The 13,508-nt window shown below is 46.1% G+C and carries 12 protein-coding genes and 1 pseudogene; 8 read left to right on the plus strand and 5 right to left on the minus strand.

Annotation, left to right across the window (positions count from 1 at the left end):
- Positions 1-10: 10 nt before the first annotated feature.
- The 3 genes from MTR82_RS15160 to MTR82_RS15170 are packed head-to-tail and all read left to right on the plus strand — an operon-like array spanning position 11 to position 2,518.
- The gene (locus tag MTR82_RS15160; RefSeq protein WP_246809706.1) at positions 11-1,003 is read left to right on the plus strand and encodes a phosphotriesterase family protein; all 993 of its coding nucleotides are present in this window, start codon (positions 11-13) and stop codon (positions 1,001-1,003) included.
- Between the two features lie 12 nt (positions 1,004-1,015).
- Positions 1,016-1,750 (plus strand): creatininase family protein, encoded by a 735-nt coding sequence (locus MTR82_RS15165; protein ID WP_246809707.1) that lies wholly within the window; start codon positions 1,016-1,018, stop codon positions 1,748-1,750.
- A gap of 33 nt (positions 1,751-1,783) precedes the next feature.
- On the plus strand, positions 1,784-2,518 hold the full coding sequence (locus tag MTR82_RS15170; protein ID WP_246809708.1) for an SIS domain-containing protein: 735 nt from the start codon (positions 1,784-1,786) through the stop codon (positions 2,516-2,518).
- Positions 2,519-2,806: 288 nt separating this feature from the next.
- Here the strand turns inward: MTR82_RS15170 and MTR82_RS15175 are convergent, their stop codons facing one another.
- Positions 2,807-3,133, minus strand: coding sequence for a four-helix bundle copper-binding protein (locus MTR82_RS15175; RefSeq protein WP_246809709.1), 327 nt, complete (start codon positions 3,131-3,133; stop codon positions 2,807-2,809).
- 167 nt (positions 3,134-3,300) lie between these two features.
- Here MTR82_RS15175 and MTR82_RS15180 point away from each other — a divergent pair, with 167 nt between their 5' ends.
- The 3 genes from MTR82_RS15180 to MTR82_RS15190 all read left to right on the plus strand — a co-directional run bounded on the left by MTR82_RS15180 (position 3,301) and on the right by MTR82_RS15190 (position 5,718).
- Entirely contained in the window at positions 3,301-3,846 is a 546-nt protein-coding gene (locus MTR82_RS15180) for a GNAT family N-acetyltransferase (protein ID WP_246809710.1), read from the plus strand.
- Between the two features lie 121 nt (positions 3,847-3,967).
- Positions 3,968-4,693: an ABC transporter ATP-binding protein gene (locus tag MTR82_RS15185; protein WP_246809711.1), complete on the plus strand. Its 726-nt coding sequence runs from the start codon at positions 3,968-3,970 to the stop codon at positions 4,691-4,693.
- Complete coding sequence (locus MTR82_RS15190; RefSeq protein WP_246809712.1) at positions 4,690-5,718, plus strand: ABC transporter permease; 1,029 nt, start codon at positions 4,690-4,692, stop codon at positions 5,716-5,718. Before MTR82_RS15185 ends, MTR82_RS15190 begins: the two co-directional genes overlap by 4 nt.
- Before the next feature lie 57 nt (positions 5,719-5,775).
- Here the strand turns inward: MTR82_RS15190 and MTR82_RS15195 are convergent, their stop codons facing one another.
- From MTR82_RS15195 to MTR82_RS15210, 4 genes are all read right to left on the minus strand, one after another.
- A complete protein-coding gene (locus MTR82_RS15195) occupies positions 5,776-7,131 on the minus strand; it encodes a tripartite tricarboxylate transporter permease (protein WP_235198270.1) in 1,356 nt (451 codons plus the stop codon).
- Positions 7,128-7,550 carry a hypothetical protein gene (locus MTR82_RS15200; protein WP_246809713.1) on the minus strand — a complete coding sequence of 141 codons (423 nt, stop codon included), beginning with the start codon at positions 7,548-7,550 and terminating at the stop codon, positions 7,128-7,130. Before MTR82_RS15200 ends, MTR82_RS15195 begins: the two co-directional genes overlap by 4 nt.
- 1 nt (position 7,551) lies before the next feature.
- Positions 7,552-8,817 (minus strand): hydroxymethylglutaryl-CoA reductase, degradative, encoded by a 1,266-nt coding sequence (locus MTR82_RS15205; RefSeq protein WP_246809714.1) that lies wholly within the window; start codon positions 8,815-8,817, stop codon positions 7,552-7,554.
- 185 nt (positions 8,818-9,002) lie between these two features.
- The gene (locus tag MTR82_RS15210) at positions 9,003-9,575 is read right to left on the minus strand and encodes a helix-turn-helix domain-containing protein (RefSeq protein WP_279577110.1); all 573 of its coding nucleotides are present in this window, start codon (positions 9,573-9,575) and stop codon (positions 9,003-9,005) included.
- 96 nt (positions 9,576-9,671) lie between these two features.
- Between MTR82_RS15210 and MTR82_RS15215 the strand changes: the two are divergent.
- Both MTR82_RS15215 and MTR82_RS15220 read left to right on the plus strand, forming a co-directional pair.
- Positions 9,672-10,431: pseudogene (locus tag MTR82_RS15215) on the plus strand (class I SAM-dependent methyltransferase).
- A 213-nt stretch (positions 10,432-10,644) separates the two neighbouring features.
- Positions 10,645-13,410, plus strand: coding sequence for a sensor domain-containing phosphodiesterase (locus MTR82_RS15220; RefSeq protein WP_246809716.1), 2,766 nt, complete (start codon positions 10,645-10,647; stop codon positions 13,408-13,410).
- Positions 13,411-13,508: the final 98 nt, after the last annotated feature.

Consider the following 13,508-nt stretch of genomic DNA (forward strand, 5'->3'; position numbering starts at 1 on the left):
GGTGAACAACATGAGTTTTATCCGTACGCTTCGCGGCGACATCAAACCGGAAGAACTGGGATTTACGTATTCCCATGAACATATCGTCTGCCGCCCGGCTTACTGGGCGGAACGGGATGCCGACGATCTGCTGCTGGACGATAAAGAAAAGTCCAAGCTCGATGTGGCGGATTTCAAACATCACGGCGGCCGATCGATTGTAGATGCTACTGCGATCGATTACGGCCGGGACGTTGAAGCGGTTAAAGAAATCTCAGAGGAACTGGATGTTCATATTGTCGGAACAGCCGGATTCAATAAAAGCTTCTTATGGGATGCCGCTATTAAAGAAAGCCTGAAGCCGGTTCTCGGCGACTACCGGACGTATAACGACTGGATAGAAGCGAAAAGCATCAACGAGCTGACGGAATTCGTCATCGGAGAAGTGGAAGAAGGGCTGGAAGGCACCGCTTATAAAGCGGGGCAAGTAAAATTCGGCACCGGATATAACCGGATCACGCCGCTTGAAGAAAAGACTTTACGTGCCGTTGCAAGAGCGCATCTGGAAACAAAAGCGCCTTTGCATTCCCATACAGAAGCGGGAACAATGGGGCTTGAACAGATCGAGCTGCTGAAGTCAGAAGGCGTCGACCTGTCGTTCATGAGTTTTGGCCATATGGACCGGAACCCCGACCCATACTACCATGAGCAGATTGCCAGCACTGGTGCATACCTCAGCTTTGATGGAATTGCAAAAATAAAATATGCTCCGGAAAGCACCCGGATCGCCTGTATTTTGGAGCTGGTCAAAAAAGGCTATGAAAATCAGATCTTGGTGAGCGGAGATACAGCACGGAAGAGCTATTACAAACATTATGACTACGGGCTTGGGCTGGAATACATCATCGCGAAATGGGTGCCGCGGTTTGTGGATGATGCAAACAGGCAAGGGTATGATGGAGAAGCGCTCGTGAAAAAATTCTTCATCGAAAATCCTGCACGCTGCTTTACATTTAACCGGTAGGAGGCGGAAGCTTTGGATTTTCAACAGGAGAATTCTTACGAAGTAAAAGAAAAAATTGAAACCAGCCGAGTGGCTCTCTTGCCGATTGGCGCGGTAGAAGCCCACGGGCCGCATTTGCCGCTGGGCACCGATAATTACTTAGCGGAGCGCCTTGCAAAAAGAGTGGCGGAAGAAACGGGTGCTTTTGTCTTGCCGACGATGCCTTACGGGCAAGTCTGGAGCTTGAAGAATTTCCCGGGCAGCATCAATGTCAGCAATGAATCCCTCATTGCACTTTTGGTGGACATCGGCGTGAGCCTGCACCATCAAGGGTTTCGGGTGTTTGCCATGATCAACGGCCATTTGGGCAATGCTGTGGCGTTGAAAGAAGCGGCGAGAAAATTGGCGGAAGCCGTACCGGAGCTAAAAGTTCTTTACTTGTTTTATCCGGGCGTCAAAGAAGCGACAGACCGGGTCCGTGAAACGCCGTCTTCGCATTCGAGCTATTTCCATGCGTGCGAAATTGAAACGTCGTATATGCTGTATTTAGCAGATGAACACGTCGATATGTCAAAAGCCATCACCGATATTCCAACGATTCCGATGATGGCAGATGTGACGCCGACGCCGTGGGAAGAATTTACGGAGACAGCGGTCCTTGGCGATTCGAAACTTGCAACCAAAGAAAAAGGCCGGCAAATTATTGAAGTGGCGATTTCAAATATGGTCCGGTTGATAAAAGAAGCTAAAGGGAATAGAAACGTATAGGATTCATTGGAGAAATTGAGGAGCTGATAGGAAATGTTGAAGGCTTATTTTGAACAGGCAAAAGAAAGGCTCGAGCTAGTCGAAAAGAATGAAAGCGAACGGATGAAACAAGCCGCACAGAAAGTGGCAGACGTAATCCAGGCCGGCGGCATCATTCAGCTTTTCGGCTGCGGGCATTCGCATATTTTGACCGAAGAAGTGTTTTACCGGGCAGGCGGCTTGGTGCCGATCAAGCCGATTTTTGTCGAACCGCTGATGCTTCATGAAGGGGCCGTCCGATCCTCTCAATTGGAGCGGAAAAACGGTTTTGCCAATACGTTTCTGGAAGATCAGGATTTCAGGCCGGAAGATCTCGTTTTTGTCCTGTCCACTTCGGGGCGCAATCCTGTGCCGGTGGATGTGGCAGAAGCCGCTCGCAAAAAAGGGGCTTTTGTCATTGGGGTCACTTCCAAGGAATATTCGCAAAGCCAAACCTCTCGCCATGTGAGCGGAAATTATTTATTCGACTCGGTGGATCTTGTCATTGATAATTATTCAGTTGTGGGCGATGCCGTATTGAACTACGACAAAGTCAAAGTTCCATTCGGGCCGACTTCTACGGTTGTCGGTGCAGTCATCTTGAATGCCATCTTCGCTGATGCAATCCAGCGGATGGCAGATAGCGGCTTTGAACCGCCGATTTTCCTCAGCGGAAATGTCGATGGAGCAGACAGGCATAACCAATTATTGATTGATCGATACCGGGAACGGATCGAGTTATTGAGATAAAAAAGAAATCCCGCACCTTTTCGAGGTGCGGGATTTTAATGTGTTGAAAAAGGCAGAAATAGAAAAAGTTTCGTTTAGAAACTCGATATTCCGCAAAACCGTTTGCTCCATATCGTTTGAAAGTACTCTAGCACCGGCGCGGCTCCGGACGGGCTGGAGCAATAAGACGAGTGATTTTCTCGGCTTATTGCGGGAAGCAAGTCCATAGCGCCGCAGTGCGGATTCCAGAAGCAGATACATTAATCCTGCTAGTTTCTCGGCAATCTGATATTCCCAGGGTGCAGTTTTTTACGCGATGCTGCGGCAAGCTTCTGCGCATTTAAAGCAAGCTTCCGCACATTTTTGGCAATGGTCGTGATCGTGTTTCTGGCATTCTGTTCCGCACGCTTCGCAAATGGCTGCACATACGGCAGCCAGTTCGCTTACGAAAGGCGAATTGCGGGTAATCGCATGTTCCAAATAAGAGCAAATGTCTGCGCATTCCCGGTCTAAACGGATGCACCCTACCATCATTTTCACGTCTTCTTCCTGCAAACAAGCATCAAAGCAATGATTGCAGGCAGCGGCGCAGTCGTGCAGCGCCTTGATCAGTTCTGCATGTTGTTCATGTGCCATTTTCGAAAACCTCCATTTTCTATTTTTAGATTCAATCTTTAGATTTCCCTTTTACAGCGGCTTTAAACGAAAACGATGGAAAGGGCAGAATGCAAATAAAAAGTATGCCTTTCCTATTCGTCATTATGCTAACATAGAGAATAATCCAAAAAGGGGAGAGATTTTCCATGTTTATACATAAGATTGACGAAGACTTATCGTTGAAAGTAGTGGAAATGCGGGATGCGGAACGAATTTTCGAGCTGACCGACAATTCACGGGAACATTTGAAAGCGTGGCTGCCATGGCTGGACTTCACTACGGAATTAAAGGATACACAAGACTTTATTAAGTCCGGTAGCAGCAATTTCATCGAAGGGAAGAGCTTGAACACCGCGATTCTCTTTAAAGGCGAAATTGTCGGCGTAGCGGGGTTCAATCAGATCAATCCGGCGAACAAAACTGCGTATATCGGCTATTGGATCGGAAAAGACTATCAAGGCCACGGCATTATGACGCGGACGGCAAAAGCGTTGACGGATTATGCCTTTTCCGAATTGAAGCTCAATAAAGTCGAAATCCGGGCAGCTGTTGGAAATACGAAAAGCCGCAGCATTCCGGAACGCCTTGGCTTTGTGCAGGAAGGCACCATCCGGCAGGCAGAATGGCTATACGACCATTATGTCGATCATGTCGTATACGGCATGTTAGCGGAAGAGTGGAATAAAAAATAACGAAGAAATAACGGCTCATCTGCAGCCGTTATTTTTTTCTTTAAAAAGATAACAGATTAATCTGAAAAGAGTAGAATGGAAGTACATAACACCATTCCTTTATAGAGATGGGGTGCTTTTCGTGTCCATTGAAATTGATGTGAAAGGGGTCAGCAAAAGCTACGGAAAAACGAAAGTGCTGCAAGGCATCAACCTCCAAATCCAACCAGGGCAGATTTACGGGTTGATTGGGCCATCAGGTTCAGGAAAGACGACACTCGTCAAATTGATCGTCGGCATTGATTCGGCAGATGAAGGGCAGGTAGAAGTGTTCGGCAAAAGCATGCCGAATCTGGAGCTGCTGCAGGATATCGGCTACATGGCGCAAGCGGATGCGCTTTATCTTGAACTCACGGGATATGAAAATCTCGCGTTTTTCGCTTCGCTTTATCCGATGAAAAAAACGGAATTGACCAAGCGCATCGCGTATGCTGCAGAACTCGTCAAACTGACAGGGGAGCTGAAAAAGAAAGTGGCGGCTTATTCCGGCGGGATGAAGCGCCGGCTGTCGCTTGCCATCGCGCTCGTCCATGATCCGAAGATCCTGATTTTGGATGAACCGACAGTCGGTATCGATCCGGAACTCAGGCTCTCTATCTGGAATGAATTGATGCATTTGAAAAATGAGCATCAAAAGACCATCCTGATCACCACCCACGTGATGGATGAAGCCGAGAAATGCGATATTGTTGCAATGGTGCGAAGCGGTGCGCTTCTCAAAAGCGGTTCACCCGCCGATTTAAAAGCGGCATACGGCGTCCGTCAATTGGAAGAAGTCTTTTTGCAGGCGGGGAGGGAGCAGCCATGAGAATCCAGGCGCTGGTCAAGCGCATCATCAGACAGATGCTGCGCGACAAAAGAACGTTGGCGCTCCTGTTTTTTGCTCCTTTGATCGTTCTGACATTGATGTATTTTTTCTTTAACGGCAATGGCAATGACCCGGTAATTGGAGTTGTTGGTGCAGATGAGCGATTGGCCGTACTTTTGGAAGAACGCGAAATTCAATTCGAGCGCTTTGAAGCAGCGGATCCACAAACTGTGATCGAAGAAGAGCTCGATGGATTATTGGACGTTGAAAACAGTTCGTTGAAACTGACGTTATTGAATGACGATCCGTCCGTGGCAAGGTCGATTCTGGTGCAAATAAACCAGGCGCTTCTTATGCAAAATGCTGCAGCTGGCGGGAATGCCTTGGCTTTAGAAACCGAGTATATCTACGGCAGCGAAGACACCGAATTTTTTGACGTTCTGAGTCCGGTACTGATCGGATTTTTCGTGTTTTTCTTTGTGTTTTTGATTTCGGGAATCGGCCTCCTGAAAGAACGGACATCCGGCACCCTTGAACGGCTGATGGCCACGCCGATCCGCAGATGGGAATTGGTGGCTGCTTATTTAGCGGGATACGGCTTATTCGCCATTATCCAAACGGTCATCGTTGTCAGCTTTTCCGTTTTAGTCTTGGATGTCGTCTTAGTAGGGTCTATTTGGCACGTTATCCTGACGAATCTGCTTTTGGCACTCGTGGCTTTATCACTCGGCACGTTGCTGTCTTCCTTTGCCTCATCAGAGTTCCAAATGGTGCAATTCATCCCGGTGGTCGTCATTCCGCAAATTTTCTTCGCCGGCATTTTCCCGGTGGACGGCATGGTGGACTGGCTCCAGGGAATTGGACGAATCATGCCTATCTACTATGCGGCAGATGCCTTGAAAAGTGTGATGTATAAAGGGCAAGGGCTAGCGGATATCAGCGGCGATTTATTGGCATTAGGCGTGTTCGCCATCGTGTTCATCGGTTTGAATATCGTTGCGTTGAAAAAGCATCGGAAATTGTAGGGGCATTAAGAAAGGACATGCAGCACCCATTTTCTTGGGTGCTGCAAGTCCTTTGTTTTAAATTCCGAATAAAGTCAAGATAATCCAAGAAGAGGCATAGAACACCATGAACTGGACCCCTGCACCAATACCGAGTATGCGATTCAATAAACCGCCGACTGCAGCTACAGTGAAGGTCAGAACAATTCCGACAAGCTGGGCTTCATGGAAGGCAAGAAGGCAAGCAAGACCGATGAACATGGCTACGATTGCTTCTTGGCTGACAAACTTCAATACGATGACCGAAGCTTTTCGTGCATAGTTCATAGAGAACGGATAAGCGATCAACGAAGCGATGATCAATCCGATTGCTCCATACAAGAAAAAGTCCCAAGAAGTCAAATAAGTATGCAAGTTATTGATCGGATCTACCGTAAAGACCGGCGGTGCATTGAATAACGGCGAACCTGGACCCAATGCGACAGGGCTTAGCGGAATACCGAATGCAATCAAAGGAATGATGACTTCAGCGATATAAGTAGATTCCGTCACCCCGTTCATAACAGTCAAGCTGGTAGTGGATTTTTTATAGGCGCCTTTCGTCCGTGAACCGACGATTTCACCCATCAACGCCGTCATCCCGACCGGACTGAACACAAAAGTCAGCGATGAAATGAAAGTGGTAATGGAAGTGAAAATTTGCTGTCTGCCTGTCAAAATCTTAAACGGATTCGGGAAATAGCCCTTCCAGGATTTTGTTTCAGGCGCAAGATGGTATTCTTTCGGCCGATCTCGTTCGATCGACTTTTTCGCGCTTGAAGAAGTTGCGAACAGAAGATCCGCAAAAATCGGTCCGATTGCAATTCCCAGGAAGAAACTAATCGACAAGTGCTTATCTAAAACGGTAAAACTTAATAAGTCCAAACTTTTGATAAAGAACGCAAATGGAATGATCATCAATACGCTGACCCATTTCCCCTTAGAGAAATAAGCGATTAAAATAGCGGCTAATGTAAAGATGATGCCGGTAGATGATTTAAAGAAATCAGCGAATTGACCTAAAAATTGGCCAAGCAATACCGCTGTCGGCAATGCGATAAAAGCACCGATAATCCCGCCAGAGATCATTTTGCGAAGGGCGATATGCGGCATTCCCATTCTTCGAAGCGTCGTGGCATGATCCAGCAAAGGAACCGCTGTCGTATCCCCTGGAATTCCCATTAATGCTGTTGGAACAGCATGCGTTAAATGTTTAGCGAGAACTGCTGCCATGAAAAAGGAAAAGACGGCAGCGGGCGGAGCACCGAGCAAGATGACTAATAAAGTAAGTGGAACCATGATGGCCGTCTCGTCTGTACCGGATATAAGTCCGATTAGGGAAAAAACAATTGCGCCAAGTAAGGCAAATAGCATAGCTGTTAGAAGTAAGCTCATTTTTTCGATTCGCCTCCAATGCTGCGGAAGCTTTCCAGAACGCCTAATTCTTCGAGTTCCTTGCGTGTAATCGGGTCATTTTCAATCAATGCCCATTCCTCTTCGGGATCTAGCTGCAGGTCTTCAAAAACTTCCCGCATGCTTTCAGAAGAAGTTTCTTCCTCCACTAAAATCCGCTGAGGCTTGAACAGTGCAGAACAGAGCAGAAGCGAGATGACACTTCCGCCAATGCCAATTAATAGGGAATAGGAAGGCACCATACTTTCGCTGGCAAACGAAGGCAATAGCCAGAGACCAAGATTGTATCCGCCGAGGCTAATGGCAACGCTGATTATAATCGCAAACAATAACTGATTGGGCTTAATTGTATCGCCCAAAATTTCTAAATAGGATTTAGTTTCTTTTACAGGCTGTGCCAACTTATTCACCTCTTTGAATGGATTGCGTAATCTCCAGGATACGGTCATATCGTAAATCTTTTTCTTGGACCGCTTGAGCGACAATGCGGTCGATGTCAGCCGTATCGGCTCCTGCCATGACTGCTAAGTTTCTTGCATGAAGCGACATATGGCCGCGCTGAATTCCTTCAGCTGATAAGGCACGAAGACTTGCGGCATTTTCGGCAAGGCCGACTGCTGCGATGCAGCCCGCTAATTCTTCGGCTGAAGAGATATCCATGATTTTCAATGCAGCTTGCGCAACTGGATGTGTTTTAGTCGCTCCACCAATAATGCCGACAGCCATTGGCAATTCGATTGATCCAGAAAGGTTGCCGTCTTTATCAATTTCCCATTTCGTCAATGATTTGTAGCGTCCTGAGACCGAAGCATATGCATGGGCACCAGCTTCAACGGCGCGTGTATCATTGCCGGAAGCAAGTACGACGGCAGAAATGCCATTCATTACACCTTTGTTATGAGTAGCTGCACGATATGGATCTGCATCCGCAAACTCGAAAGCGCTTACAATGTTTTCCACTACTTCTTTCCCGCCCATAGCTTCAGCCGAGAAGACAGCGCGTGCTCTTGCCAAGCGGCGATCTGCCAAATTTGAAATGATTTTGCAGACGACTCTGCCGCCCGTAATGCTTTCGATTGTCGGTGCGACAAATTCCGCCATTGTATTGACTGCGTTTGCGCCCATCGCATCTTTCGTATCCACAATCAGGTGGATAATCAGCATCATGTGATTAGTTGTAGGAATAATATGGACTTCTAAATCGATGGCGCCGCCGCCAAATGAAACCAATGTTGGATCTTTTTCATTACATAAATTAAGAATTTCTTGTTTGTGCTCAAAGATTTTCGCGCGGGCTGCAAAAGGATCGGCAATATTCAGCACTTGAATCTGGCCACGCATAATTGTTCCGCTAAGCGATGTGAAAAAACCGCCTTCGCTGTATGCTGCCCGGGCTGCATTGCTTGCTGCGGCTACAACAGAAGGCTCTTCTGTAGCCATTGGAATGAATTTATCTTGTCCATTTATTTTAAAGTTTGCTGCAATTCCCACTGGAATAGCAATTTGGCCGATGACATTTTCAATCATGGCATCTGCTAAATCCATGGACATCGCCTGTTCCCCGGATAGGTAGGAAAGTTCCTTTTCCGTTAATCCCCGTTCTTTCGTAACAATATCCCGTCTTTCTTCAACAGAAAGCTTATAAAAGCCAGAAATTCTGCTAGACATATGTTCCACCCCTTACTTTGTATATTCATATTCAACTTAGTTGAATATGAATATACAAAGGTTACATTAAAAACAAATGCTTGTAAATACTAAAAAACTTTATTTTCGGAAAACTAAACGGATGGACTAAAAGAGAAAATAAAAAGCCAGCCCAGAAAATAAGGCTGGTAAAGCAGAGAAGTTATTTAGACAAAGACACTTAGTACTTTGGCTTCCCCTTCTTCGTCGTTTAAGAAAATGTGCGGAACACTTCCATCAAAATAAGCACTGTCGCCTTCAGCCAAAACGTGCAATTGGCCGTTATACGAAAGCTTAATAGAACCAGATAGTACATAGATGAATTCATCTTCCATATGGGTGAAAGGCTCGACATGTTCCGCTTCGGGCAGGACGGTAATGATTACAGGTTCGATTTTGCTGAAATGCGGCCGGTTGGCTAACGCTTCATACATATAACCGATTTCAGCATTTCCCATTTTTAAAGAACGGCTGGATTTTTTGACAATGGACAACTGCTTTTCTGAATTGGATTCTAAAAACCAGGAAAGAGGGGCTTCCAGGACTTGAGCGATTTTGGATAATGTCGCAATCGCGGGAGAGGCTTGGCCATTTTCAATTTTGGAGATATGGCTTTTCGTCAAATTGCATAATTCTGCTAAGTCCTGCTGCGTATAAGATTTTGTTAAGCGGGCTTCTTTCACCCTTTTACCGAGTAACTCAAGATGAATGATAATCTCCTCCAGTAGTTGAAGTTTCATATGGATAAAAATAAGTCTGTTACGTCTCAGTATATCTAATTTTTTCCCTGAATTCCTGCTAAACTTACTTTACTAAGGAAATAGGAGGGGAAAGCAATGTTCGCATATTACAGCAGTTTATCTTCAGAAGTCTACGATTTGGATAAGCCGATTGGCCACTCATTCGGAGACGTGGAATATTATACAGAGCGGTTAAAAGGATGCAAAGGGCAGATCCTAGAGCCGGCAACGGGCACGGGAAGGATTCTAATTCCATTGCTTGAACAAGGATTTCAGGTCGAAGGTTTTGATATCTCAACGGAAATGCTTGAGCATTGCAAACGGAATTGCGCAGAGAGAGGGCTCGCGCCGAAACTTTCGATTGAACGGATGGAAACGTTCAAAACGGATACGCGCTATGAGGCCATCATTATTCCAACGGGCACTTTCCTCTTGCTTCATGAGCGGGAATCGTCTATCCAGGCGCTGCAAAATTTTTACGATCATTTACAAGATGGCGGCCGGCTGATCGTCGATTTGATTTTTGAAACGGATATGGAGCTTGGAAAAGTTTCCGAACGGTTTTTGGGAAAGCCCGAACGGCGACGTACTGACAGTCGAGCATCGAAAAGTGAAAATCGACTGGATCCATCAATATTCTGTCGCGCATAACCGCTACGAACGATGGAGAGACGGGAAACTTGTGGAAAGTGAATTGGAACGGATACCGATCCGCTGGTACGGGGTGGAAGAATTCAAGGCAGTTCTTGAAAAAATCGGATTCACGGACATCACCGTGTCAGCAAATTATCAATATGGTGAAAAACCGACAAACGGCGATCAACTAATAAGCTTTGAAGCGATAGCAAATAAATGAGAAAACAGGCTAGGAACAGAAGTTCCAGCCTGTTTTTTGTCGTATTTTGTAGAAAATAGGGGATTTTAACTTCTAAAAAATCACTTATTAATGGTAGTATAGGCTTACCTGCTCTGTTACAAATGAGCGGGATGTTATAAGATTTTTACACGAAATGATAAAAACTACAGCAGAGAAACGACAGATCAGTTTAATGGATTGGAGCATGAATCAATGCAGAGAGAACAGACGCGTTATTCGCGGCTTGCACATATAACGAAGATGATCAACACCAAATTAGAGCTCCGTGAATTGCTGGAGCATGTGGTCACGGCCATTTCAGAAGAAATCGTCCAATGCGATTCTGTAGGAATTTATTTGCCGGAAGAGAACGGGGATTTTAGAGGCTTTGTAGGGAAGCCGAAATACATCAACGGCATGACGCTGGATATGCACGTGGTGGATATGGAATATGACCGCTTGGCAAAAGAAGTGGTGGAAACGAAGAAATCGATTTACATACCGGATACATCTGTCGACAGCCGGCCCGATCCGCGGGCGGTTGCTGGCTTCCAGATCAAATCGCTTTTGGGCCTTCCGATTATGTATGAAGAGGAATTATTTGGACTCGTGTTCTTATTCGACTACGGCATCCCGATGAATTTGACGCAAGAGGAAATCCAGTCTGTGGAAGCGTATGTCAATATGGCGGGAGTGGCCATTCGGAACGCCAAAAACATGAATCGCAAGGAAGACTTGTTGAATGAAAAACAGCTGCTGCTGGATTTTACGCGCGAATTGTCGATGTGCGCCACGATGCCGGAAGTGTTGGATAAATGCTTTTCTTATGTGGGCACGGTGCTGAACAATTCAAATGTCGGGGTGCATTTGCTGGATCCGTCCGTCGAAGAGAAAATCAAGCCGGCAAATCTCAGCAAGAACAGCGATTGGACAGAAGAAGAGTGGCTGGAAACGCATGAAAAAGCGAAAATGGATGCTTCGAGTGACCCTGTTTTCCTGGAAGTAGTCCGGACCAAAAAGCCCTTGCTTATCCCGAATGTCCATGAAGATGACCGGCCGAACCACGAAATTTGCCAGAACTTCGGCATTAAAGGCATGTTCATGATTCCCCTGGTTTCAATGGGGAAAGTGCTCGGGGCTTTGGCGATCGTAGAATTAGAAGCTGAGCGATTGTATTTCCGGGAAGCGGATATCCAGCTTGCCCAGTCAATTGCAGATGCAACAGCTGCTACCTTGTCCAATTTGATTTATATGGAAAAGCAGGAAATGCTCATTGAAACGAGAACATCAGAACTCACGTTGAAGAATTTGGAATTGGAGCGGGTAGTTGGAGAATTGGGGAATTTGAGCCGCGAAAAAGAATTGATTTTGAATTCTGCCGGAGAAGGGATTTTCGGTTTGGATCTTCACGGCCATATCACATTCTGCAACCCGGCAAGCGAATCGATGCTTGGCTACATGCCCGGAGAATTAATCGGAAAACGAGTCACAGCGATTTTCGGCCATTATGAAAAGACGCTTTCTGACGCTTCCTATTCCACTCAAAACGAACAATTCATTAAAAAGGACCAATCCAATTTAGCTGTGGAATATGTGATTTCTTCCATCAATGAAGGCGATAAACGGATCGGGGAAGTTGTGACTTTCAAGGACGTTACAGAGCGCCAAAAATTGGAGGAAGAGATTAAGCATTTGGCTTATTACGACAGTTTAACCGATTTGCCGAACCGTGTCCTTTTAAACGACCAGTTGAAAAAATGGCTGGCTGAAGCGGAAGAAAGCGGCCGGAAATTGGCACTGATGTATTTGGATTTGGACCGTTTCAAAATGATCAATGACAGCCTTGGCCATAGCTACGGCGATATCCTGCTTAAAGAAACCGCCGCGCGCTTGAAAACGAATATTCCGGATTATGCGCTCGTGTCACGGCAAGGCGGAGATGAATTTATGATCATCTTGCCGGAATTGGAGGCCAAGAAAGACATCTACCCGATTTTAACTCAAGTCATCGAGTCGTTTACTGCTCCTTTTTCATTGAAGGAAAACGATATCTATATCAAGGCGAGCATCGGCATCAGCATGTATCCGGAAGATGGAGAGACAGCTGAAGAGCTCATTAAAAATGCGGATTCTGCCATGTACAAATCGAAAGAAATGTCCGGGTCGTATTTCCATTTTTTCAAGAGTGAAATGAATAATCGCAACTTGGAGAGCATTTACATCGAAAACTCATTGTATAAAGCATTGGATTTGGATGAGATGGCGATTTACTATCAACCGCAAATCGATGGGCGCACCCACGCCATTACTGGAGCAGAAGCACTTCTCAGATGGAACCATTCAAAACTTGGCATGATTTCGCCGGTCGATTTTATTCCGCTTGCAGAAGAGACGGGCTTGATCATTCCAATCGGCAAATGGGTATTGGAAAATGCCTGCAAACAGCTGAAGCAATGGAAGATGGATGGGCACGACCAATTGACGATGTCGGTCAACTTGTCGGGTCGCCAGTTTGAAGAAGCGGATCTTGTCCCGATGATTGAAGAGACTTTGGAGAGCTTGGAGCTGGAGCCGAGCTGCCTGCACATTGAATTGACGGAGAACCAGATTGTCCGGAACACAAAAGTGGCGATCGAGAAAATGAAGCAGTTGAAGAAACTGGGCGTCAAAATTTCCATCGATGATTTCGGCACGGGCTATTCGTCGCTCGGCTATTTGAAGGATTTCCCGCTGGACACCTTGAAAATTGACCGTTCGTTCATCATGGACGTAACGGAAAATGCAGCGGATGCAGCCATCACGAATACGATTATTACGCTGGCGCAAAATTTAAACTTGAACGTTGTGGCTGAAGGGGTGGAAACGGCTGAACAATTGGCTTTTCTCCTTTCGAAAGACTGCCGCACCATGCAAGGCTTCTACTTCAGCCGGCCGATTGAAGCGGCTGCGCTCGAAGAAAAATACTTGTCTAAGAAATAAAGAAAAGCTTTATTCCGCTCCCTGCTTCCATTCGTGGAAGCAGGGAGTTTTTTGTTTTTACACACTTTCATTTCACTGCATTTTCTGGTGCTTGAGAG

This window comes from Planococcus ruber (assembly GCF_022819085.1).
GTDB classification, from domain to species: domain Bacteria; phylum Bacillota; class Bacilli; order Bacillales_A; family Planococcaceae; genus Planococcus; species Planococcus ruber.

Bases quoted from the DNA above. Each gene is read 5' to 3' on its own strand.
- MTR82_RS15205 (WP_246809714.1), bottom strand. From the start codon at position 8,817: ATGTCTAGCAGAATTTCTGGCTTTTATAAGCTTTCTGTTGAAGAAAGA.
- MTR82_RS15210 (WP_279577110.1), bottom strand. From the start codon at position 9,575: ATGAAACTTCAACTACTGGAGGAGATTATCATTCATCTTGAGTTACTC.
- MTR82_RS15190 (WP_246809712.1), top strand. From the start codon at position 4,690: ATGAGAATCCAGGCGCTGGTCAAGCGCATCATCAGACAGATGCTGCGC.
- MTR82_RS15195 (WP_235198270.1), bottom strand. From the start codon at position 7,131: ATGAGCTTACTTCTAACAGCTATGCTATTTGCCTTACTTGGCGCAATT.
- MTR82_RS15175 (WP_246809709.1), bottom strand. From the start codon at position 3,133: ATGGCACATGAACAACATGCAGAACTGATCAAGGCGCTGCACGACTGC.
- MTR82_RS15160 (WP_246809706.1), top strand. From the start codon at position 11: ATGAGTTTTATCCGTACGCTTCGCGGCGACATCAAACCGGAAGAACTG.
- MTR82_RS15180 (WP_246809710.1), top strand. From the start codon at position 3,301: ATGTTTATACATAAGATTGACGAAGACTTATCGTTGAAAGTAGTGGAA.
- MTR82_RS15170 (WP_246809708.1), top strand. From the start codon at position 1,784: ATGTTGAAGGCTTATTTTGAACAGGCAAAAGAAAGGCTCGAGCTAGTC.
- MTR82_RS15220 (WP_246809716.1), top strand. From the start codon at position 10,645: ATGCAGAGAGAACAGACGCGTTATTCGCGGCTTGCACATATAACGAAG.